This is a genomic window from Paraburkholderia acidicola (assembly GCF_002362315.1).
Taxonomy (GTDB): domain Bacteria; phylum Pseudomonadota; class Gammaproteobacteria; order Burkholderiales; family Burkholderiaceae; genus Paraburkholderia; species Paraburkholderia acidicola.
The window spans coordinates 259,393-282,205 of the sequence record NZ_MTZV01000002.1; the positions used below are offsets into that span (position 1 = coordinate 259,393).

The 22,813-nt window shown below is 60.4% G+C and carries 18 protein-coding genes; 12 read left to right on the forward strand and 6 right to left on the reverse strand.

Annotated features, from left to right (window positions below; all coding sequences use genetic code 11):
* Positions 1 to 611 precede the first annotated feature (611 nt).
* Positions 612 to 3,419 (reverse strand): phage tail length tape measure family protein, encoded by a 2,808-nt coding sequence (locus tag BWP39_RS03245; RefSeq protein ID WP_096716929.1) that lies wholly within the window; start codon positions 3,417 to 3,419, stop codon positions 612 to 614.
* Between the two features lie 1,420 nt (positions 3,420 to 4,839).
* Positions 4,840 to 5,838, reverse strand: coding sequence for a tyrosine-type recombinase/integrase (locus BWP39_RS03260; protein WP_096716932.1), 999 nt, complete (start codon positions 5,836 to 5,838; stop codon positions 4,840 to 4,842).
* Positions 5,839 to 6,527: 689 nt separating this feature from the next.
* Between BWP39_RS03260 and BWP39_RS03265 the strand changes: the two genes are divergently transcribed.
* From BWP39_RS03265 to BWP39_RS03305, 9 genes are all read left to right on the forward strand, one after another.
* Positions 6,528 to 7,550 (forward strand): LacI family DNA-binding transcriptional regulator, encoded by a 1,023-nt coding sequence (locus tag BWP39_RS03265; protein ID WP_096718497.1) that lies wholly within the window; start codon positions 6,528 to 6,530, stop codon positions 7,548 to 7,550.
* Between the two features lie 73 nt (positions 7,551 to 7,623).
* Positions 7,624 to 8,712 (forward strand): ABC transporter substrate-binding protein, encoded by a 1,089-nt coding sequence (locus tag BWP39_RS03270; RefSeq protein ID WP_407944774.1) that lies wholly within the window; start codon positions 7,624 to 7,626, stop codon positions 8,710 to 8,712.
* A complete protein-coding gene (locus tag BWP39_RS03275; protein WP_096716934.1) occupies positions 8,709 to 9,533 on the forward strand; it encodes an ABC transporter permease in 825 nt (274 codons plus the stop codon). The genes BWP39_RS03270 and BWP39_RS03275 overlap by 4 nt, the downstream gene beginning before the upstream one ends.
* A gap of 45 nt (positions 9,534 to 9,578) precedes the next feature.
* A complete protein-coding gene (locus BWP39_RS03280; RefSeq protein WP_096716935.1) occupies positions 9,579 to 10,508 on the forward strand; it encodes an ABC transporter permease in 930 nt (309 codons plus the stop codon).
* On the forward strand, positions 10,505 to 11,563 hold the full coding sequence (locus BWP39_RS32605) for an ABC transporter ATP-binding protein (RefSeq protein WP_096716936.1): 1,059 nt from the start codon (positions 10,505 to 10,507) through the stop codon (positions 11,561 to 11,563). The genes BWP39_RS03280 and BWP39_RS32605 overlap by 4 nt, the downstream gene beginning before the upstream one ends.
* Before the next feature lie 60 nt (positions 11,564 to 11,623).
* A complete protein-coding gene (locus BWP39_RS03290) occupies positions 11,624 to 12,451 on the forward strand; it encodes a phosphodiesterase (protein ID WP_096716937.1) in 828 nt (275 codons plus the stop codon).
* A 134-nt stretch (positions 12,452 to 12,585) separates the two neighbouring features.
* Positions 12,586 to 13,791, forward strand: a complete 1,206-nt coding sequence (locus tag BWP39_RS03295; RefSeq protein ID WP_096716938.1) for an MFS transporter — start codon at positions 12,586 to 12,588, stop codon at positions 13,789 to 13,791.
* Positions 13,792 to 14,068: 277 nt separating this feature from the next.
* Positions 14,069 to 14,947, forward strand: a complete 879-nt coding sequence (locus BWP39_RS03300) for a glycosyltransferase family 9 protein (protein ID WP_207556571.1) — start codon at positions 14,069 to 14,071, stop codon at positions 14,945 to 14,947.
* Complete coding sequence (locus tag BWP39_RS03305; RefSeq protein WP_207556572.1) at positions 14,944 to 15,909, forward strand: glycosyltransferase family 9 protein; 966 nt, start codon at positions 14,944 to 14,946, stop codon at positions 15,907 to 15,909. Before BWP39_RS03300 ends, BWP39_RS03305 begins: the two co-directional genes overlap by 4 nt.
* 28 nt (positions 15,910 to 15,937) lie before the next feature.
* Here BWP39_RS03305 and BWP39_RS03310 read toward each other — a convergent pair whose 3' ends face one another.
* The 4 genes from BWP39_RS03310 to BWP39_RS03325 form a co-directional block, all read right to left on the reverse strand.
* Positions 15,938 to 16,165: a sulfurtransferase TusA family protein gene (locus BWP39_RS03310; RefSeq protein WP_091014813.1), complete on the reverse strand. Its 228-nt coding sequence runs from the start codon at positions 16,163 to 16,165 to the stop codon at positions 15,938 to 15,940.
* A 91-nt stretch (positions 16,166 to 16,256) separates the two neighbouring features.
* Positions 16,257 to 17,318, reverse strand: a complete 1,062-nt coding sequence (locus BWP39_RS03315; RefSeq protein ID WP_096716940.1) for a Gfo/Idh/MocA family oxidoreductase — start codon at positions 17,316 to 17,318, stop codon at positions 16,257 to 16,259.
* Positions 17,315 to 18,340, reverse strand: coding sequence for an inositol 2-dehydrogenase (gene iolG / locus BWP39_RS03320; protein WP_096716941.1), 1,026 nt, complete (start codon positions 18,338 to 18,340; stop codon positions 17,315 to 17,317). Before iolG ends, BWP39_RS03315 begins: the two co-directional genes overlap by 4 nt.
* Entirely contained in the window at positions 18,333 to 19,217 is an 885-nt protein-coding gene (locus tag BWP39_RS03325) for a MurR/RpiR family transcriptional regulator (RefSeq protein WP_096716942.1), read from the reverse strand. The genes iolG and BWP39_RS03325 overlap by 8 nt, the downstream gene beginning before the upstream one ends.
* 252 nt (positions 19,218 to 19,469) lie before the next feature.
* On the opposite strand from BWP39_RS03325, the gene BWP39_RS03330 reads away from it, so the two are divergent.
* The 3 genes from BWP39_RS03330 (at position 19,470) to BWP39_RS03340 (ending at position 22,752) form a co-directional block, all read left to right on the forward strand.
* Positions 19,470 to 20,525 (forward strand): sugar ABC transporter substrate-binding protein, encoded by a 1,056-nt coding sequence (locus BWP39_RS03330; protein ID WP_096716943.1) that lies wholly within the window; start codon positions 19,470 to 19,472, stop codon positions 20,523 to 20,525.
* A gap of 204 nt (positions 20,526 to 20,729) precedes the next feature.
* Positions 20,730 to 21,896 (forward strand): ABC transporter permease, encoded by a 1,167-nt coding sequence (locus BWP39_RS03335; protein ID WP_096716944.1) that lies wholly within the window; start codon positions 20,730 to 20,732, stop codon positions 21,894 to 21,896.
* Positions 21,897 to 21,915: 19 nt separating this feature from the next.
* Entirely contained in the window at positions 21,916 to 22,752 is an 837-nt protein-coding gene (locus BWP39_RS03340) for an ATP-binding cassette domain-containing protein (RefSeq protein WP_207556574.1), read from the forward strand.
* The last annotated feature ends 61 nt before the right edge of the window (positions 22,753 to 22,813 follow it).

Consider the following 22,813-nt stretch of genomic DNA (forward strand, 5'->3'; position numbering starts at 1 on the left):
CCAGCAATCGATACGCAACGAATGCACGCCCTCTGCAAACGTTGAATAATCGTAGCTCGCGCTGTCTGTTCCGCCGTGATAGCGGACGCGTTGGAATTCACAGACGCTGTGAGCGTCGTAATCTGGTTACTCAGCGATGTGTCCGCAGCTTGCCGCGCCGTCTGTTCTGACGTGACAGCCGCACCACGCGCAGCGGCTTCGTTTGCGATTGCTGCAACCCGGTCGCTAACCTCCTGCGAAATAGCAGATGTGTTGTTAGCGATAGACGTTGTATTCGCAGCTACGTTAGCCTGAATCGTCGGGATAGCTGCAATCGGAGTAGCCAGAGAGCTAGCAAGCTGCGTCGCGGTAATCTGTCCAGTGAGGTACGCGAGAACTGCCGTAGCGTCCGACGACGATTGACCATGTACGCCTGCACCCGTTTGCGGCGGAAAGAACGCTCCGACGTTGCCGGTCGTGTCCACCAGTCGCGCCCAAAAGTACATGTCGTACCCGGCAGCGAGGTCCAATAGATGTGCCGTGTTGGTAGGGTAGCTGTGGCGGCCTTGTTGCCTTTTATCGTTTTAGTCATACGCTAGTGCTTTGCGCCGTTGCGTAAGCATAGTTACTCCTTAGATCATGCCGTATTTCATCTGGTAGGCGTATCCGCCCTGTCCTCTTATTTTCTGAGCCATACGCTTATCCACGAATGCGGTAATCATCGCGTGCATATCCGTGGCGTCTTTGTCGTTAAGACCCGTACCGCCGTTGTTATTTACTGTGACGCTGACAGGCGAACCGCTACCTACTGATTGAGATGGGGATACCGACCCAACCGCGCCGCCACTAGCAAAGTGCGCCATCTTTCCACTATTGATAGCTTCTAGTAGGCCGCCGTATTTTCGGGCTGCTGCTGCGTGTACGACATATTCGCCATTCGACAGCATGGCCGGAATACTGTCACTCGTGCTCGTACCTGGACCGAACACGCCGCCACCCGTCGCAAAATTTTGCGGGCCACCACCTACTGCGTCCATAATCCCGCCACTGCCACCACCGAAAGAACCGAGGAGCGTATTGAAAATCTGTGTCTCTGCTGCCCTCAACGCGATCTTAGCCATATCGTCAAGAACGCTTGCCGCGAAGCTACTGAAGTTGAACTTACCAGTAGTTACGAACGATTCAAGTGCGGATTCCATCGTGTTAAAGACGGAGGTAAAGCCCGACCCCACGAGTTGCGCGTTCGTCTGCGAGTCCCCTCCAAGCCCTACCAACGATTTACGAATCTGCTCACTGTAGCTGTCCTGCATCTGTTGCTGTAGAGCAAGGTTCTTTTCGAGTTCGGCGGATTGATCCTCGTAAGCCTGAGTCGCGATAACCATCCTTTTCCGGTATTCCTCCTGATCGGCTGTAGGACTATCGTACTGAAGCAGCAAGGCTTGTCGCTGGGTTTCATAATTTTCAAGAATCCTAAGACGTGCATCGTTGTCCGCTTTGTCCTGTGAGGACATATTGCGCTGCGTGTACGATTTCGTATAACCGTCAATCTGCTTACTTAGAATCTCCGCTTGTTGGTCAGAGTACTTCTGTACATGAGAAGCACGTAGCGCCTGATACTGTGCCACCGAATCAGTATAGTTCTGCTCGACGGCTACACGCTGTGCTACTAGACTTTGATAGTCTTTCAGCGCGGTTTCCATCGCTGACTTTTCTTTCTTCTGCGATGCGATGTCTACGCGCTGCTGTGCGTTCGCAATCTCTTGATTGAGTGCGTTAGCCTGTGCGTCGTGGAGCTTCTGAAAATATGTAACCGTATCGATAAGTCCAGAGTCTCGCTGGCTCTTTAGAACGGTCTCTGTACGTTTTTCCTCTTGCTCGATAAGCTGATTCTGACCAGCAATGCGGGTAAGCTCCGCATTAATTCCGCCCTCGTTCGTGTGTACTCGTGTCTTTTTGGCGTACTGGTCATTGATCGTCTGGACGTTTTCATAGTGACGCTTCAGCGCCTCTTGATACTTCGTAGAATTCTTGTTCAGGTCCGCAGTAGCTTTTGTAAAGTCTGCGTTCTCTGTGGCTAATGCCTGGTTGTGCTGTACCGTAGGACTGGCGTACTTGCCAGAATCCAGATAGCTACCCACAGCCAAAGCCGCTGCGGCATCCTTGGCACGCTGTGCGTTCTCTGCGGCAATCTTCTGCTGCGCTACTTGTACCTTCTGCAACGCTGTGACCTGTGCATTAGCCGCATCTAGATCGGCTTGTGCAGAGCCTACATTACCGAATGGCGTAGCCTTTGCGTTCGCGAGGTTTCGCGCTGCTGCTGCCTGTCTCGCTGTAGCGTCCGCGAGTTTCTGCGTGTTGGTAGCTGCAACGCCCATCATGTCAAAGTTTGCGCCAGCCTGTCGGGCCGCGTCCGCGAAGCTCTGCCATACACGCGCGAGTACGCCTACTTCCTGTGTACCCTGTGCAGCCATACGGCTCTGTGAGTCTGCTACAGCGTCAATGAACGCCTTCGTAGCTTGCGCCGTGTTGCCTGTCTTAATGTAGCCTTCGATAACTTCAATCTGTGCAGCGCTGAATGTGTGATACTTCGCCTGTAGCTCGTCAATCCCTTTCTTCGGGTCTTCGATAAGTTTTACGAACGCCTCAGCCGCCTTGTCTGCGGTCATTCCTGAGTCAGTACCGAACTGCAACACCACTTGCGTAAGCTTCGCGATTGTGTCTTGCGATGCCTGACCCGACCCAACAAGTGCAGCCATCGTGTCAGTAACACTCACCAAACCATGCTGTGTAGTGACAAGGCCCGTAGCCATCGACGTAAGTTGATCGCTAGTCAGGCCAATGTATCCATTCGTGGATGTGGACGACTTTTGCAGCGTGTCCATTGCAGCAGCAGTCTTGTAAATCTCGATACCTGCGTATGCGACAGCAGCGGCAAACAAGCCGACACCTACACCTGTGGGAGATAGAATTGCACCAAGCGCGTCTGTGCGCTCCGCGAGCACCCCAAGGGAACCGCCGAACTTCGTCCAGTTACCTTGTGATGCTTCGTGCGCGAGCACCAACAATTCACGACGCGCCGCACCGGTCGCAAGGTTGAAACCGTGCGTGCTTTCGGCTGCTTTCTCAATCGTACCGATATAGCCCGATACGGAATCAGAGATACCAAGCTGCGCGGCCTTCATCTCCAGAAGCTGCGCGCGTGTCTTGCCTGCCTGGTCCGCTGTGCGGGAAAGCTGAGACACGAAGTTATTGATAGCGCTTGCGGACGCTTTGGAGCCAGTCTGAGCCGCTTCCGCAATTGCTTTCTGTGCCACCTGTACACGCTTCGCGGCGGCTTCCTGAGTGGCTGCAAACGCGGTAGCTCGTTGTCCCGCGCTATCTAGTTCAGCCTTATACCCGGATGCGTCCGCCGTTACTTTAGTGGTGTACTGATTACCCATTAGACGTTAGACCTAATGTAACGCTCCAACGCAGTTTTAACTACAGCGGCTACCGCGCAATCGTGTTCAGTTGCGAACTGTCGTAGCTGTTTGTGAAATTCTGGCGGAATGCGGGTACTGATAACCCGGCTGTCCGTATAGGGCGCATCCGGTACGTGGTGTGATTTATTCATCTGTGTGTGTGTACTCCTAATTGTAGACAACAAAGAAACGCACCCAGCCCGTTATGGGTCAGTGCGAGGCGCGTGCTGAATTGGGTGATGCGGTGAAAGACTAGCGGCTCATTTGGGCTGGGCTGCGTACCAACCTGCGGTTACTGGCGAACCTGCCTACAACGGCGAGCGCCTTCGTCTCTACCCGGTCACGGGGACAGTTTTACAATGTGAAATGTAGGTGCTTTGAGGTAAGCTGGATATAGCTTTGAAGGCATAACCACTGGATACGGTCTACACGTCGCTTTCCGTGCCTACGATACGGGCGACACACGATATATTACCCGGACATAATAAAAGGCTAATCTTCCTCTCATCAAGTCTGAGGGGCGTTCCGTATGGTGAAACGATGGAGTGCTAAGGCAAGCTGGGTATAGCTTTGATAGTGCTTCCACAAACCAAAGAAAAACCCTCATCCGAGGGCTGCATAGATTTACGGCAACACTCCCGGGCGCTCGGGTCGTCTGCGCCTACCTAGGCCATTAGAGCATCGGCGTATTCAAGCTCCGCACATGCCGCACGCATTGCACTAGCGGCCTCATGCTGTGCCCCTTGATAAACCGCTGTGGCGAGGAACCACGAGCCAGCTAGTCCGCTGCGCACCATAGGAGCAACCGTACGAAACCCGTGCTTTCGGAGCGTCGCCAGCACGAGCCAGAGCGGGCGTACTTCCCTGCCGTCGGGCTGCATAAGTTGGAGCGTGACAGGTGCTGATGCAAGGGCGGGCGCTAGCATTTGGTCTACCTCATTCGATCACTGGTGAGCCCCCAGTATAAACGTACAGATGACTATGCTTAATACACCAAATCAGACACATAAGTCATAATCTTATTCGTATAGATAACTATGAGAAATGACAGAAAAGGAGCATTCGTTGATACAATCGTGACATCTAAACGTACAGATGGTGACGAAAATGCCAAGAGGAAGACCACAGAAAGCTCCCGCTCGCTCGCTTAACGTGCGCGTGGAGGTAGTAGACCTAGACAAGCTCGCACTACTTCAGACGATCACGGGTATGCCTACAGCTGAGATAGTCAGGAATGCGCTCAAGACCTATATAAAGAGCAATGAAGGCAAGCTTAGGGATGCCGGTGAGAAACTCGCAACCGGGCAGTACTGGGATGCGGAAATAACCACGAAAGATAACTAGGCCAGAACAGGCAAACTCGACACCCATAACCACGCGTCACGAGCGCGACACCTGATTACAATCGCGCCGCGATATCTTCCGCCGTCTCACGGTAATAGACACGCGAAAGCATTTCTAAATCCTTATGCCCGCTAATCTTGGATAGGGTCAGCACGTCGACCTTGCGAGCAAGCCGGGTAAGAGCCTCCGCGCGTGAGTCTCGGAACTGCAATCCCTTTATCCTCAACCGTTTCTTGGCCTTTATGAAAAGCGCGGCTAGGGAGTCTGAATCTACGGTGAAGCACTTATCCGCGTTCGCTACCGGAGCTAGCAGCCGCACTGCGTGCCGGGTAAGCGGAATAGGCCTAGGTTTCATCGTGAGGTACTGCGTCTTATGTGCGACGCGGGCGACTCGTGTTTGTATGTCTAAGGTGCCCTTACCTAGCTGTAGTATCTCCCCCGCGCGCATTGCCGTACGCAGCGCCACGAGGAACGCTAAGGCAACCTCCTGACTCTTGGTAACCGGAGCTTGTCCGGTGACGTATCCAAGGACACGCACAATCGGGCGTACCTCTTTCCACGGGTCCACGCGGCGATCACGCGGCGGCCCCTCCAAGGGGATTTTTAGACCGTCGAACGGGTGATGATTGATCCAGTGCCATTCTTTCCGAGCAGTTATAAAGGCGTTCCGAATCAGATTTATATCGCGAACAACTGAGGCCGGTGCAACCTTCTTTAACCTAGCGTCTCGCCACTCGACCAACTGTGGGGTTTTGAATTCCGACAGAGACATGGAAGCAAGGTTCGGGAAGTCGCGGATAAACGCCGCAAATCGCAGCGCCTCCTGTTGCTCTCCCTGCTTCGTACTCGACACGTCGCGCACGTAGCGCTTGAACAAGTCGGCTACTGTGTGCCGTTCCGCCTCCGGCTTGTCTTTATCACGGAGCATTTCCGCCTCCATGTGAGCGCGCCATTCGGTAGCGTCACGTTTGGTAGCGAAAGTCTTTGTCTTGCGTTTGCCCGCCACAGTGACGAACACACGATAGCCGTTTTTGTACTTGATAATCGATGCCATGTGCAGACCCGTGTGCAGCTAATGTGCAAACCAGTCTACCAGCGTTACGCACGGGGCGGTAAAAATCGGATTCCAAGCAAAGTCAATCTGAATACAGCCTATTGATTTTATTCAATAATTTCAATTCATTGAAAACTATTGACAAATTTATAAAGGAGGAGCAGCGGATTCGATGGTGCCGGGGACCGGACTCGAACCGGCAAGCCGTTAAGCGGCGGATTTTCGTCACACCACGTCTTTCGACGCCAGCCTTGCACAACAAAAAACAAGACCGTTCGTGCGCTGGACTATGCCTTCGCCATCGCGCGCATCGGGCCGAGCCCGTCACGCAACCTTAGGCGCCCCCCGTCTAGTCTCTACACCTTCCACACCACACGTCGCGATCAAAGTCACAAACGCAGGCAGGCTTGGCTCGGCGTTGCCTCGGCAGCGCTCATCGCGCTCCAGGGGTTTCACCGAATTTGAGGGGTTCTACACCGGCCGTTTCCGGCCGGGCACTCAATGCTTTAAGTCCGCTATGTTTACCAATTTCATCACCCCGGCAAGGGCGGACGCGATTCTACCATCGCGCCGCAGGCACTCCAAAATCTCCGCCTCCCTCCCCCCGATCGCCCGGCGCACGTCATCGCGTAGTCATAAAGCATATCGATAATCCGCTCGACGAAAACGTTTACAACAGGCCGATTTCGATGATTCCGACCATCAAGGACGTAGCCGCCCACGCGGGGTTTTCGATCGCGACGGTCTCGCGCGTGATCAACGCACCGCACACGGTGAACCCGCTCACGCTCGAGAAAATCCGCCGGTCGATCGACACGCTGAACTTCCGTCCGAGCCCGCTCGGCCGGCAACTGCGCGGGGAGCGCACACGGTTGATCGGTGTCGTGCTGCCGACGCTCGCCAACCCCGTGTTCGCCGAATGTCTGCAGGGCATCGACGATCTCGCCGCCGCACATGGCTATCGGTTGATGCTGATGACCACGCAGTACGACGCGGACCGCGAGCGCCACGCGATCGAAACGCTGCGCGCGCAACGCGTCGAAGGGCTGATCCTGACCGTTGCCGATGCCGACACGCATCCGCTGCTCGACGAACTCGACCGCGATGGCCTGCTCTACGTGCTGATGCACAACGATACAGTGCGCCGTCCGGCGGTATCGGTCGATAACCGGCTCGCTGCATTCGACGGTGTCCGCATGTTGATCGCGCACGGTCATCGACGGATCCTGATGCTCGCCGGCACGCTTGCGGCCTCGGATCGCGCGCGGTTACGTCATCTCGGTTACGCAGAGGCGATGCAGCAAGCCGGTCTCGCCGCCGCGCCCGCGCTCGAAATCGACTTCAATGCCAATGAACTCGCACCCGCCGTGCTCGCGCACCTGACCACTGGCCCGAACCGCCCCACCGCGCTGTTCTGTAGCAACGATCTGCTCGCTATGGTCGTGATGCGCGGTCTGCACCGCGCACGCCTGCAAGTCCCCAACGACATGTCGATACTCGGCTTCGACGGTCTCGCGATGGGCGAGCTGTTGTCGCCGCCGCTCGCGAGCATCAGCGCGCCGAACCGCGAGATTGGCAGCGCGGCGTGGCGTCGGTTGATCGCGCGCATCGATCGCAGCGCACCCGATACTTCACTCGCGCTCACGCTGCCACACACACTGCGCACAGGCGCAACGATCGCCGCAATTTCGAATACCAGCACCACCGCCTGACTCCCTACGTTCCGCTCTGACCATAAGGAGACCTCCTGTGACCCGCCGTTCCCATTTCAACTCCGCCCCACTGCTGCGTCTCGCACGCACGGTGTTATCCGCATCTGCGGCAGGCATCGCGCGGCTCGCCGCTGCGGTCCGTGTCGCACCCGTCGCGACCTCGCTTGCCGTGCTCAGCACCACCCTGCTCGCCAGCGTCGCGGCCCCGCAGTTCGCCTATGCCGACGAAACCGCGATCTGCTACAACTGTCCGCCGGAATGGGCCGACTGGGCGAGCCAGATCAAGGCGATCCAGCAAAAGACCGGTATCCGCGTGCCGTTTGACAACAAGAACTCGGGGCAGTCGATTGCGCAACTGATGGCGGAGCAGAAAAGCCCCGTAGCCGATGTCGTCTATCTGGGTGTGTCGTCGGCATTCCAGGCAAAAGATAAAGGCGTGATCCAGCCGTACAAGCCCGCGCACTGGAACGACATTCCCGCCAACCTGAAGGACCCGCAAGGCTACTGGTTTGCGATCCACTCGGGCACGCTCGGTTTCTTCGTCAACAAGGATGCACTCGAAGGCAAGCCGGTGCCGCGTTCGTGGGCCGATCTGCTGAAGCCCGAATACAAAGGCATGATCGGTTACCTCGATCCGTCGAGTGCGTTTGTCGGTTATGCAGGGGCGGTCGCGGTCAACGAAGCGCTCGGTGGTAGCTTCGACAATTTCAAACCGGCACTCGACTGGTTCAGCAAGCTCAAGGCCAACGCACCGATCGTGCCGAAGCAGACCGCTTACGCACGCGTGCTGTCCGGTGAGATTCCAATCCTGCTCGACTATGACTTCGATGCGTATCGCGCGAAATACAAGGACCAGGCGAACGTCGAGTTCGTGATCCCGAAGGAAGGCACGATCTCGGTGCCGTACGTGATGAGCCTCGTCAAGGGCGCGCCGCATGAAGCGAACGGCAAGAAGGTGCTCGATTTTGTACTGTCCGACGAAGGCCAGACGCTGTGGGCTAACGCCTGGCTGCGTCCGGTTCGCGCAAGTGCGATGAGCGCCGATGCTGCGTCGAAATTTCTCCCGGCCAGCGACTATGCACGCGCGCACACCGTCGATTTCGCAAAGATGGCTGGCAAGCAGCAAAGCTTCGGCGAGCAGTATCTGCAGTTGATGCATTGAACGACGTCACGTTCCCGCTGCGCTGGCGCATCGCGTTGCTCGCGCCAGCGCTCGCCGTGTTCTGCGCGTTCTGGCTGCTACCGATGGGCACGCTCGTTCAGGTCAGCGCCGACGGTCACGCGTTCGCGACGTATCGCGCGTTGCTGACCAACTCGCGCTACATGGAAAGTCTGGGTGCGACGATGTTGCTGTCAGCGGCAGTTACCGCGGCCACGCTCGTGCTGTCGGTCATTTCCGGGTTGCTCCTCGCGCGGCGCGAGTTTCCCGGCAAGCGCATGTTGCTTGCGCTGCTGACTTTTCCGCTCGCGTTTCCGGGTGTCGTCGTCGGGTTCATGGTGATCATGCTCGCCGGCCGCCAGGGGTTGATCGGTGCGTTGTCGCTGAAGCTGACCGGTGACCGCTGGGTGTTCGCGTATTCGATGGCGGGGCTCTTCGTCGGGTATCTGTACTTTTCGATTCCACGTGTGATCGTCACGGTGATGGCCTCGGCGACGAAACTCGATGCGTCGCTTGAAGAAGCCGCGCGGTCGCTCGGTGCGTCGCCGTGGCAGATCATGCGCGACATCGTGCTGCCTGCGTTGTCGCCTGGGTTGATCGCGGCGGGCGCCGTGTGCTTCGCAACGTCGATGGGTGCATTCGGCACGGCATTCACACTCGCCACCGATATCTCCGTCCTGCCGATGACCATCTACACCGAGTTCACGCTGAACGCGAACATGGTGACGGCCGCCGGTCTGTCGATCGTGCTCGGCATCGTGACCTGGCTCGTACTGGCGCTCGCGCGCAACGCGACTGGTTCCGCAGTTGCCGCTACTGCCTGAACCACGCCCCTCTCGATTCTGATCCGCTTATCCGCATGAATTCGCATGAACCCGCTCACCGACACCGCCCCGCCCAACACCGCCCAACGGCAACCGCGACCGCTTCCGCGCCTGTCGTCGCGTGCACTGCTCGCCACCGGACAATGGTTCATTACGCTGCTGCTGTGCGCGTTCCTGATCGTGCCGGTCGTGATGTCGATCGTCGCTGGGCTCACCGTCAACTACTTCAAGGGCGTATCGAGTGGCCTGACGCTGCGCTGGCTCGCCGAGGTATGGGCGCAGTACAACGGCTCGGTGTTGCTGTCGCTGGAAGTCGCGGCGCTGACACTCGCGGTCACGTTGATCACCGGCGTGCCGGCGGGATACGCGCTCGCGCGCAGCAAAACGCGCGCGGCGCGTTTCATCGAGGAACTTCTCGTGCTGCCGATCGCACTGCCCGGCCTCGCCTCCGCTCTCGCGCTGCTCGTCGTGTATGGCGGCTTCACCGCGTTCCGGATGAGCGTGCTGTTCATCGTCGTTGGGCACGTCGTGTTCACGCTGCCGTTCATGGTGCGCGCAGTCGCCGCAATCTGTGCAAGCGCCGATCTGCGTACGCTCGAAGAAGGCGCCGCGAGCCTCGGCGCAACCTTCGTGCAGCGTTTCATCACCATCGTGCTGCCCAATGCGCGGCCTGGCATCGTCGCGGGTGCGCTTGCGGTCCTTACGCTGTCGATCGGCGAATTCAACCTCACGTGGATGCTGCACACACCCGACACGAAAACGCTGCCGGTCGGGCTGGCCGATACGTACGCCTCGCTGCGCATCGAGATCGGCAGCGCGTACACGATCCTGTTCTTCATCATGACGATGCCGCTGCTCGTCGCCATGCAATGGTTCGGTGTCGACGCCACCGGCCAGCGCAACACGACAAAGTCGCGCCGCGCCCGCGTTGCCAATCTGCCGAATCCCTCTTCGCTTTCCGACGAATCGCCATGAAACTCGCCTCCGTTCCGGTCACGCTCACGCAATGCGCGAAAACGTTCCGCGGTACCCGCGTGCTCGAGCCGCTCGACCTGCATATCGCCGCCGGCGAAACGCTGGTGCTGCTCGGACCATCCGGTTGCGGCAAGACCACGACACTGCGGATGATCGCCGGGCTCGAAACGCCTGACGCTGGTGGCCGTGTTGCCTTCGGCGACGAAGACGTGACCGCCCTGCCGATCGAACGTCGCGAAGTCGGCATGGTGTTTCAGAGCTACGCGCTGTTTCCGAATCTGACGGTGCGCGGAAATATCGGCTACGGTCTGCGAATCAAGCGCGTGGAGAAGACTGCAGCACGTAGCCGCGTAGATGAATTGCTCGCGATGATGCGGCTCACCGCGCACGCCGATAAACCGATCGATCAACTTTCCGGCGGCCAGCGCCAGCGTGTGGCCCTGGCTCGTGCGCTTGCATTGCAACCCCGCGTACTGCTGCTCGACGAACCGCTAACAGCCCTCGATGCGCGTCTGCGCGACACGTTACGCAGCGAAATGAACACACTGCTGCGTGGCCTCGGCATCACGACGGTATACGTCACACACGATCAAGCCGAAGCAATGGAACTCGGCGACCGCATCGTCGTGATGAGCGCTGGCCGTATCGAACAGATCGGCACACCGCGCGACATCTACTACCGGCCCGCGAACCGTACGGTTGCGCAGTTCATTGGCACGATCAATCGCCTCGCGGGCGAAACGCGCGGCGGACAACTGACCACTACCGGCGGCGCTGTGCCACTACCCGCCGCACATGCACAGACACACGCAGACACATCAGCACCACGCGAACTCTTCTTCCGCCCCGAAGACGCCTACCTCGCCGACCCCGCACAAGCCCATCTGCGCGGCACCATAGAGACCGCCGCGTTTCTCGGCGAACGCACCCGCCTGACGATCGCGGGCGCTGCCCCCGACGCACTCGTCATCGATGTCGCCGGTCGCGTCGAACTGGCGCGCGGCACGCCGGTCGGCATCTCGATCGCGCAGGACGGGCTGATTGCGCTATCGTGACAGGCACGGCGCGCTCATCGCAGACACGCGCACTCACGCATTCATGCTCAAGGAATCCTCATGCTGCTAGCCCAGATCAGCGATCTGCACATCAAACGCCCCGGCGCGCTCGCGTACCGGCGCGTCGACACCGCGGCGCACCTCGTGCGTTGCATCGCGAAACTGAATGCGCTCGACCCGCGCCCCGACGCCATTGTCATGACCGGCGATCTGGTCGACCAGGGCACCGTGGATCAGTACGTGCATCTGAAAACCCTGCTCGCCACGCTCGACATTCCGTACTACCTGCTGGTCGGCAATCACGATGCACGCGGCCCGTTGCGCGAAGTCTTCAGCGAGCGCCCAGAACTGTCGACAGGCGGCGAATTCGTGCAATACGCCGTCGACATCGGTCCGTTACGGCTCATCGCACTCGATTCGCTGGTGCCCGGCCAGAGCGGCGGCACGCTGTGCGATACGCGCCTCACATGGCTCGCGTCGCAACTCGATGACGCGCGTGGCAAACCCGTCGTCGTCGCGTTGCATCACCCGCCATTCGACGCGGGCATCGGCCACATGGATGCCATCCGGCTCGATGCGCCGTCGTCCCAGCGACTCGCGGCCCTCATCGCACAACATCCGAATGTCGAGCGCGTGCTGTGCGGCCACGTGCACCGGCCGATGTTCGCGCGCTTCGGCGGTACGATCGCGTCGGCAATTCCCTCGCCCGCGCACCAGGTCGCGCTCGATCTGCGTGACAACGCACCATCAGCGTTCACGATGGAGCCGCCCGCATTCGCGCTGCACCGCTACGATGCAGCGACCGGTATCGTCACGCACCATGCCTACGTCGAAGAAGCAGAGGGCCCCTACCCGTTCTACGAGCCCGCGGGCGCACTGATCGATTGAGCGATTGAGCGTGTGCGGCACGTCGTATGGCGGCCTGTCGGGCCGCCAGCACGATCGTGGGGGCTCCGGTATGATCGGCACGCTTGAAGCCTTCTGCCGGCCCGTGCGCCGGCCTACTGTCAGCCGTCCCGCTCATGTCTACGCCTGCCCCCACTTCTCAAGCCGTGCCCGAGCGATCGCTCGCCGGCTTGCTGTTTCTGCTTGCAACGATCGCCGGTGTCTCGGTGGCGAACATCTATTACAACCAGCCGCTACTCGACAATTTCCGTCAGTCGTTTCCGCATAGCGCGTCGTGGGTCGGTGCGGTACCGGCTGTCACGCAGCTCGGTTACGCGGCCGGCATGCTGCTGCTCGCGCCGCTCGGCGACCGCTTCGACCGGCGCCGTCTGATTCTGCTGCAGATAGCCGCGATCTGCGTCGCGCTGATCGTCGCTGCGACGGCGCCGACGCTACAGGTGCTGATCGCCGCCAGTCTCGCGATCGGTGTGCTCGCAACGATCGCCCAGCAGGCCGTGCCGTTCGCCGCCGAACTCGCGCCCACTTCGCAGCGCGGTCACGCGGTCGGCACCGTGATGAGCGGTCTGCTGCTCGGCATTCTGCTGGCGCGGACCGCGGCCGGTTTCGTCGCCGAATATTTCGGCTGGCGTGCGGTGTTCGGGGTATCGGTGGTGGCGCTGCTCGCGCTGTCGGTACTGATCATCCTGCGCTTGCCGCGCAGCCAGCCGACTTCATCGCTACCTTACGGAAAGCTTCTAGCGTCGCTCTGGCATCTGACCGTTGAACTACGCGGCCTGCGCGAATCGTCGCTGACCGGCGCGGCGCTGTTCGCGGCGTTCAGCATTTTCTGGAGCGTGCTGGCGCTGCTGCTGGCTGGCGCGCCGTTTCATCTCGGGCCGCAGGCGGCGGGACTATTCGGCATCGTCGGCGCAGCGGGTGCGCTGGCTGCGCCATATGCCGGCAAGTTTGCCGACCGGCGCGGGCCGCGCGCAATCATTTCGCTGTCGATTGCATTGGTTGCCGTGTCGTTCGTTATATTTGGGCTGTCAGGGGCGAGCCTCGTGGGTCTCGTGATCGGTGTGATCGTGCTCGACGTCGGTGTGCAGGGCGCGCAGATTTCCAACCAGTCGCGCATCTACGCACTGAAGCCGGAAGCGCGAAGCCGCGTCAATACTGTTTACATGGTGTGTTATTTCATCGGCGGCGCCGTGGGGTCGGGCGTGGGAGCCGCGGTCTGGCCGGCCTTCGGATGGGTTGGCGTATCGGTCGCCGGGCTGCTGTTTGCCGGGCTTGCGGCGTGGAGTCATGCCCGCGGACGGCAACAGCGGGTTGTCACCTCCTGATCCTTATCCAGCCAGACGGCGTTTTTTCAATCAATCTCAAGAGGAATTGCAACGCAAACCCCACGCTTTAAGGGGCAATACCTGTAACTATGGCGAGAAGGACAAAATCCTTACGGCATCTTATACTTGCCGCCAAACGACGAAACGCGTGTCGTCGTCTACATTGACCAGGCACCAATTCGAAAGGGCCGACGGGGCAATCATGGGTCATCACTCGCCGATAACGGGGCGTGTTGCTGTAATTTCATCGAAAGCAATAGGCGACTCATTGTTGCTCATGACGGTTGCGCACAACCTGCAACTGAACGGCGCAACGGTCACGGTATTCGGCCGTCACATCCATGCCTTGCGCAAGTGGTTCCCGGGTGTCGAAGTCCGACCTCCGCTGGAACCCGCAACGGCGCAAACAGCACTCGCCGATTTTTCGCTGGTCCTCGCCCTGCACCCCACGCTCGATCTGACCGGCACCCATCCTCGCGTCGTCTTGCTCGATCACCTTTGCAGAAGCGGCTCGCAGGAACCCATGGCGCGCCGGTTATTCGATTTCTGCCGCAATGAGCTCAACCTCCCGGTCACGCAGAACATCAATGGCCTGACTGCTCCGGCAGACCTTCAGCATCGCAAACACACCAGCCGCGTGATCATTCATCCCACTGCGAGCACTGCGGACAAATGCTGGCTCAAATCGCGCTATGTCAATCTCGCACGACGGCTACGCCGCAATGGCTTCGATCCGTACTTCGTGCTTGCGCCTGAAGAGCGCGCCGGATGGCTCGACGTCGTGCGCGAAGGACTGAATGTCCCCGCATTCGACACGCTCGAAGACGTCGCGGCCTCGGTCTACGAGAGCGGCTGGTTCATCGGCAACGATTCAGGCATCGGGCATCTCGCGTCGAACCTCGATATCCCGACGCTCTCGCTCTTCATGCGGCGCGGTATTGCGCGGACCTGGCGTCCGGGCTGGGGCGGCGGACAGATACTGATCGGTAGCTCGTTTATCCCCGGCGCCCGCCTCAAGGAGCGTTTCTGGAAATACGCGCTGACAGTGGGCCGCGTCGAGCGCGCGTTCGCGCGGCTGCGGCACGCTACCGCTCAGGTCTCGACGCAAGCGGCTCCGGCTGTCACAACACCGGCGTTTGTGCGGGAAACGGTATGAACGCGCGCCTCGAAGCGCGCATGCAGGACCGGCAACACCCGAGCACTGAACCTCGCCTCCACAAAAGCAATCTCGGCCGGGTTGCGTTTTCGATGTCGAACGCAATCGGCGATTCGCTGATCTCGATGATCATCGTGAGCAATCTGCTGAAGAACGGTATCGACATCACGGTCTACGGTAACCCGGCGTACGCGCTTCGACACTGGTTTCCGGGTGTCGTCGTGCATCGCCTGCCCGCCGAAGAGAACAGCGCACACACCTTCGCCGCTTACGACACCGTGCTGCAAATGCAGTGGAACCAGCCGCTCGTCCGCCTGCTGGACGCGCATCCGCGCGTGCGGACGCTGCACGACGTCGAGTTCGGCGAGCACCCCGGGTGCATGGCGGAGCGCTTCGCCGACTTTTGCCGCGGGGAACTGGATCTCGCCGACGTGAATCTGGCCAATGGTGTCGTGGCGCCCGCCGATCTGCTGCACCGGCGGCACGCCAACCGTGTCGTCATTCACCCTGAAGCCAGCACCGACGACAAGCGCTGGCCCGCCGCGCAATTCGTGAAACTGGCGCAGCGGTTGCGACGCAAAGGTTATGAGCCCCACTTCGTGATCGCCGAACACGAGCGCGCACGCTGGCAAGACATCGATATGTCCGACGTGCCCGCGCCGGTTTTCGCCGATCTCGGTACGCTGGCTGCGTGGGTGTACGAATCCGGATACTTCATCGGCAACGATTCAGGCATTGGGCACCTGGCATCGAATCTCGACATTCCGACCGTGAGCCTGTTTCGCCGCCGCGGCGTTTCGACGCGCTGGCGACCGGCATGGGGTGCGGTGGAGATTATTCTGCCGTGGCAATGGGTGCCGACGTCGCGATTAAAAGAGCGTCTGTGGAAAGAGACGCTAACCTGTTCGAGGGTGCTGTCGGCGTTTGTGAGGATGACGCGGCGCCACCCGGTGCCTGCATGACAGCAGGCTCGTTAAGCGCAGGCAGGACCTACCGTCGCTTCATCAGAAAAACAAACACCTTGTCCTGCGTCGAGACTTCGACGATCTCATTGCCGGTCTGCTTCGCGAACGCGGCGAAGTCGCGCTGCGAACCGGGGTCGGTGGCCAGCACCTTGAGAATCTGACCGCTTTCCATGTCGGCAAGCGCTTTCTTCGCGCGCAGGATGGGTAGCGGGCAGTTCAGCCCGCGTGCATCGACTTCCTTGTGAATCTGAATCTGCATCGAGGGAAACCTTTCTGGTGGTGCGGCAACAGCAGCGGCAACGGCGCCGTAAAGAGGCTCAAATTCTACCGCAGCCGCCCTGCGCTCACAGCGTCACCGCTTCTCCACTTGCCAGCGACGCCCGCAGCGCACTGCCGATGCGCGTCGCTTCCAGCGCATCCGCGAGGCTCGCGCCGGTTTGCGCGCCGCCTCGCACTGCGGCGACGAATGCCTGCGCCTCGGCGAGAAACGCGTCTTCGAAGCGCTCGAAGAACGTCGGCGTGCATTCGTTACGCACCCCGTGCGCATCCAGAATCTCGACGCGGTTCAAACGCGGATTGCGACCGATCGACAGCGCGCCCGCCGTGCCGATCACTTCGCTGCCCGAGTCGTTGCCATGGGCCATCGTGCGCGACGCGTAGAACACCGCGAGCCGCCCGTCTTCGAATTCGCAGATCGCGACGCCATTGTCGACATCGCCGAATTCGCGCAGGCCTTCATGCAGCGCCACCGTGCCGCTTGCAAATACGCGTTTCGCTCGCGGCTTGCCGAGCAGCCAGCGCGCCACATCGATGTCGTGCACCGTACAGTCGAGAAAAATACCGCCCGACGTCGGCGCAAAGCGCACAAAAAAACCATCCGGATCGTTCCAGTCGCAAGTCTGCGAGCGCACCAGAAACGGCCGGCCGATCGCCCCATCGCGCACCTTGTCGAACGCATCGCGGTAGCTCGGATCGAAGCGCCGCATGAAACCGATCGTCGCCTGCAGATGCGGATAGCGCGCCGCTTCCGCCAGCACACGTTCGCATTCGGCGACATCGAGCGAAAGCGGTTTCTCGCAGAACACGTGCTTGCCCGCGTGTAACGCGTCGACGATCTGTTGCGCGTGCAACGCCGACGGTGTGACGAGCCACACCGCGTCGACCGTCGAGTCGGCCAGCAGCGCCGCGTAATCGTCGTACAGCCGCAGATCAGGCAACGTATCGCGCGCCCATGCACGTTCTTCGTCGAGCGGACTGCATGCCGCGACGAGCGCCGCGCCCGGCACGCGATACGCGAGATTCTGCGCATGCCGTCGCCCCAGGCGCCCGAGTCCCACCACCCCGACGCGCACGTTCTGCCTGCTCTTACCGCCAGCTTCCTGCCCCACCCCGTTCGCTACAGTCATCGCGCCGCCTCATCGAGTTTCACCGCGCGGCCTTCGCGCCACGACCGCGTCGCCGCCTCGGCGAGTTCGAGCGCTTTCACACCGTCGGCGACGGTCGTGCGCACCGGCTTCCCCTGTGTGACGGCTTCAAAGAAATGCGCAATTTCCAGCGCGTACGCCGCACGATAGCGTTCGAGGAAGAACGCTTCCGGCACGTCGCTCGATACTTCGGTCTTCGAATACGCGACCACTTCGGTCGGCCGCACGTTACCCGCCTGCAGCATCCCTTCACTTCCGAGCACTTCGAAGCGCTGATCGTAGCCGTACGCCGCGCGTCGCGTGGTATTGATCTGGCACAGCCGCCCGCGCTTCGTGCGAATCGTCACCGCGGTGCAATCGATATCGCCGGCCGCCTCGATCGCCGGGTCAGTCAGCACGCTACCGGTTGCATGCAACGTGTCGGCTTCGTCATCGAGAATCCAGCGGAAGATGTCGAAGTCGTGAATCAGCATGTCCTTGAAGATACCGCCCGAGTGGCGGATGTAATCGACCGGCGGCGCACCGGGATCGCGGCTCGTCACGACGAGCATTTCCGGCGTACCGATCTCGCCCGCATCGATGCGCGCCTTCAGTGCCGAAAAGGTCGGATCGAAGCGCCGCTGAAACCCGATCATGCAGACCACGCCCGCGCGCGCTACCGCATCCGCGCAGGCACGCGCACGTTCGAGCGTGAGGTCGACCGGTTTCTCGCAGAACACGTGCTTCTTCTGCGCCGCCGATTGCAGGATCAGTTCTGCATGCGTGTCGGTGCTCGAACAGATCACCGTCGCGCCAACCGATGCATCGCCCATTGCGCCGTCAATGTCGGCCACCTGTGCGCCGTGCTGTGCCGCGAGCGCGGCCGCAGCTTCCCGGTTCACGTCCACGACATATTTAAGCCGCACGCCCGGCTGGCGCGCGAGATTCGCCGCGTGAATGCGGCCGATCCGGCCGGCGCCGAACACCGCGACATCGATCGGCTTGCGGCCTGCTGTGTCAGTCATCGTATCCTCCAGTGTCTTTCGATTCTTCTACGTTCAGTTCGAGCTTGTACGCGAGCGCAATGAAGAGCGCCTGGCACAGGCAGATCGTGCTCGTGAGCGAGCGGAACGCGAATGCGCTCCCCTCCTTCACATACAGTTGCGTCGTGGCGTAGCGCGCGAGCGGCGACAGCTGGCTGTCGGTGATCACGAGCGTCTTCGCCTGGTGGTGATGCGCGACGCGCAGGCAATACTGCGTTTCCTTTCCATACGGCGCGAAACTGATCGCAACGACCACGTCGCCCTTCTTCACGCTGCGAATCTGTTCGCGATACATACCGCCAAAACCCGACACGAGATGCACGCGCTTCGGTGTGTGCTGCAACGCGTAGACGATGTAGCTCGCAACCGGAAACGAGCGCCGCACGCCGATCACGTAGATGTTGTCCGCGTGCTGCAGCATCTTCACCGCCGCATCGATCTGCGCGTCGTCGAGACCCGCTTCCAGCTCATCGAGACCGCCGCGACACGCAGCAACGAATTCGCGTGCCACCGCACCGCCTGACAGCCGCCCGCCTGGCTTCTCGTCAATCAACTTACGAATGCGCTGCTGGTAACTCGGCGACGACGCGCCCTGCCCCGTGTAGGCCTGTCTGAACACCGCCTGCAGATCGGAGAAGCCCGAGAAACCGAAGCGCTGCGCGAAACGCACCACCGCCGACGGATGCACACCGCAACTCGCGGCGATATCGCTCGTGCGATCGACCATCACACTCGCGCGATGCTGCTCGATATACGTCGCCACGCTCTTCAACTGCCGCGGCAGGTCTTCGTAGTTTTCCGCGATGCGCTGCATCAATTCTTCGACGCTCGGCAACTCTTCGGTGCTGTCGTCCGCCATGGTGCTCCCTCAGATATTTTTTGCGCTGCAAAACCGCTGTTTCACATGCCGCCGAACAGCCTGTCGACGCTGCCGATTATAGGCAGCGCTCCGCATAAATGGAACGGATTTTCCATTTTTATTTGTAATGAAATTTTCGTTGCACGCTCGCGAAAGATCGCCTAATCTTGGTTTTGAGCAGCGACGCGGCATGCGTTGCGACGCACGACGTCACGCTCCTTCAAAAACGACAGACCGACAAAAGGTGGAGACATGAGACTTGGCAATGGCAAGGCTTCGCTCAGAATTCTGGTGGCCGCGCTTACGCTCGCGGCGGGGTTCGGAGCACCATCGGCAGCATCGGTAGCCCAGGCAGCAGACGCGCACTTCGTCCTGATCAGCCACGCACCGGACTCCGATTCGTGGTGGAACACGATCAAGAACGCAATCAAGCAGGCCGACGAGGACTTCAACGTCCAGACCGACTACCGCAACCCGCCTAACGGCGACATCGCCGACATGGCGCGCCTCGTCGAACAGGCCGCCGCGCGCAACTACGACGGCGTCATCGTCACCATCGCCGACTTCGACGTGCTGAAAAGCTCGATCACGAAAGTGACCGAGAAAAAGATCCCGCTCGTCACGATCAACTCCGGCACTGAAGAACAAAGCGCGCAACTCGGCGCGATCATGCACGTCGGTCAACCCGAATACGTAGCAGGTCACGCGGCTGGCGAGAAAGCGAAAGCAGCTGGTGTGAAGTCGTTCCTGTGCGTGAATCACCTGGCCACCAACACGGTGTCGTTCGATCGCTGCCGCGGTTTCGCCGAAGCAATCGGCGTCGACTACAAGACCTCGACGATCGATTCGGGCCAGGACCCGACCGAAATCCAGTCGAAGGTCAGCGCGTATCTGCGCAATCATCCGAACACCGGCGCGATCCTGACGCTCGGCCCGGTACCCGCCGCGGCGACGCTGAAGGCCGTGCAACAGATGGGCCTCGCGGGCAAGATCTACTTCTGCACGTTCGACTTCTCCGACGACATCGCGAAGGCGATCCAGGCCGGCACGATCCAGTTCGCGATCGACCAGCAGCCATACCTGCAGGGCTATATCCCGGTGGCCGTGCTGGCGATCGTGAAGCAGCAGCACACCACCGACCCGGCGAAGATCCGCCAGATCCTGCAGGCCAATCCGAAGTTCAAGGCGCGGCTCGAAGCGTATGGGCTGCAACCGTCGTACGGACCGAAGAACATCCGCTCGGGCCCGGGTTTCATCACGAAGGACAATCTCGACAAGGTCATCAAGTACGCGGGCCAGTACCGCTGAGGGTCACCCGGTCGGCCTGACACGCCGGCCGTCAGTCGCACGCGGCGCCACACGTAGACAGCGGTACATCGGGCACCAGCCACTCCGGTGCGCTTACCGCCACGCACAGGGCGCGAACTACGAGGCGCCGCGGTTTTCCCCGTATTTCACCGGTCTGCCGGCGCGCACGTCGCGTCGTCGGTGGACCGGCATCAAGGAGACATCATGGGCGTAGCCGGTAAACACTTTCCTTCGCACGCGACCAAGAACGTCGACGCGGCATCGTCGGGGCAGCCCGCGCCGGCCGGCACCGACGAGCGCGTTCGCAAGGAATCGTGGTTCGGTCATCTGCTGAACCGCCCGGAATTCGCTGCTATTTCGGGTGCCGTGCTCGTGTTCGCCGTGTTCGCGTTTGCGGCTGGCGGCTCGGGCATGTTCAATCTCGACGGTGTGATGAACTGGTCGCAGGTGTCCGCGTACCTCGGCGTACTCGCGGTCGGTGCGTGCCTGTTGATGATTGCCGGCGAGTTCGATCTGTCGATCGGTTCGATGATCGGCTTCGCCGGTATGATGGTCGCGATTCCGTCGGTCTACTTCCACTGGCCGCTCTCGCTGTCGATCCTCTTCGCCTTCGCCGGCTCGATGCTGCTCGGCGCGCTGAACGGCTATCTCGTGATGCGCACGCGGCTTCCCTCGTTCATCGTCACGCTCGCGTTTCTGTTCATCCTGCGCGGTCTGACGCTCGCACTGTCGATCATGGTCGCCGATCGCACGATCATCTCCGGTGTCGGCGATCTCGCGAAGCAGGACTGGATCGCCAATACGCTGTTTCACGGCGTCGCGTTCACGGGCCTGTTCACCGCGCTCGCACACATGGGCATCGGTCAGATGCTCGACAACGGCCAGCCGCTCGTGCCCGGCATTCCGAAGGTGATTTTGTGGTGGTTCGCGCTCGCCGCGATCTGCGCGTTCGTGCTCGCCAAAACCCGTTACGGCAACTGGATTCTCGCGGTTGGCGGCGATGCGAATGCGGCGAAGAACGTCGGTGTGCCGGTACGGCGCGTCAAGATCTCGCTGTTCGTACTGACCGCGTTCTGCTCGTGCCTGTTCGCCGTGCTGCAGGTGTGCGACATCGGTTCAGCCGCCGCGGATCGCGGCTTGCAAAAGGAATTCGAGGCAATCATCGCTGCGGTGATCGGCGGCACGCTGTTGACCGGCGGCTACGGCTCGGTGATCGGTGCCTGCTTCGGCGCGCTGATCTTCGGTGTCGTGCAGATCGGTATCACCTATACCAATGTGAGTTCCGACTGGTTCCGTGTGTTCCTCGGCGTGATGCTGCTGATCGCCGTGCTGTTCAATCACTACGTGCGCCGCCGCGTCGCACAATCGTAACCGTCACGAGGAGAACAACATGTCCGATACCCTCCCCGGCAATAACGCGCCTGCAAGTCCTGTGATTGATACGGGTGACACGATTCTCGCGCTCGAAAACGTCAGCAAGTTCTTCGGCAAGGTCATCGCGCTGTCCGGCATCACGCTGCGCCTGAAACGCGGCGAAGTGCACTGCCTGCTCGGCGACAACGGCGCCGGTAAATCGACGCTGATCAAGACGCTCGCCGGTGTGCATCAACCGTCTTCAGGTCAGTATCTCGTGGACGGCAAGCCCGTGCACTTCGAGTCGCCCAAAGACGCACTCGATCTCGGCATCGCCACCGTCTATCAGGATCTCGCGCTCGTACCGCTGCTGTCGGTGGCACGCAACTTCTTCATGGGCCGCGAGCCGCAGAAGAAAATGTTCGGTTTTCTGAACGTGATGGATCTGCAGACCAGCGCCACCACCGCACGCGAAAAACTCGCGGAAATGGGCATTCATGTGCGCGACCCGCATCAGCCGATCGGCACGATGTCGGGCGGCGAACGGCAGTGTCTCGCGATCGCGCGGGCCATCCACTTCGGCGCACGCGTGCTGATTCTCGATGAACCGACTGCCGCACTCGGTGTGAAGCAAAGCTTCAATGTGCTGAAGCTGATTCACACCGCGCGTGCCAAAGGCATCTCGGTGATCTTCATCACGCACAACGTGCACCACGCGTATCCGATCGGCGATTCGTTCACGCTGCTCAATCGCGGCAAGTCGCTTGGCACCTATACGAAGGAAACCATCAGCAAGGACGAAGTGCTCGACATGATGGCCGGCGGCGCCGAAATGCAGAAGATGATCGGCGAACTCGACGGCGCCGTTATCTAACGCACGCGCCACCCTACGCTGCTGCGCTATCACCGCTCGCGCGCCCTGGCGCAACCCAGAC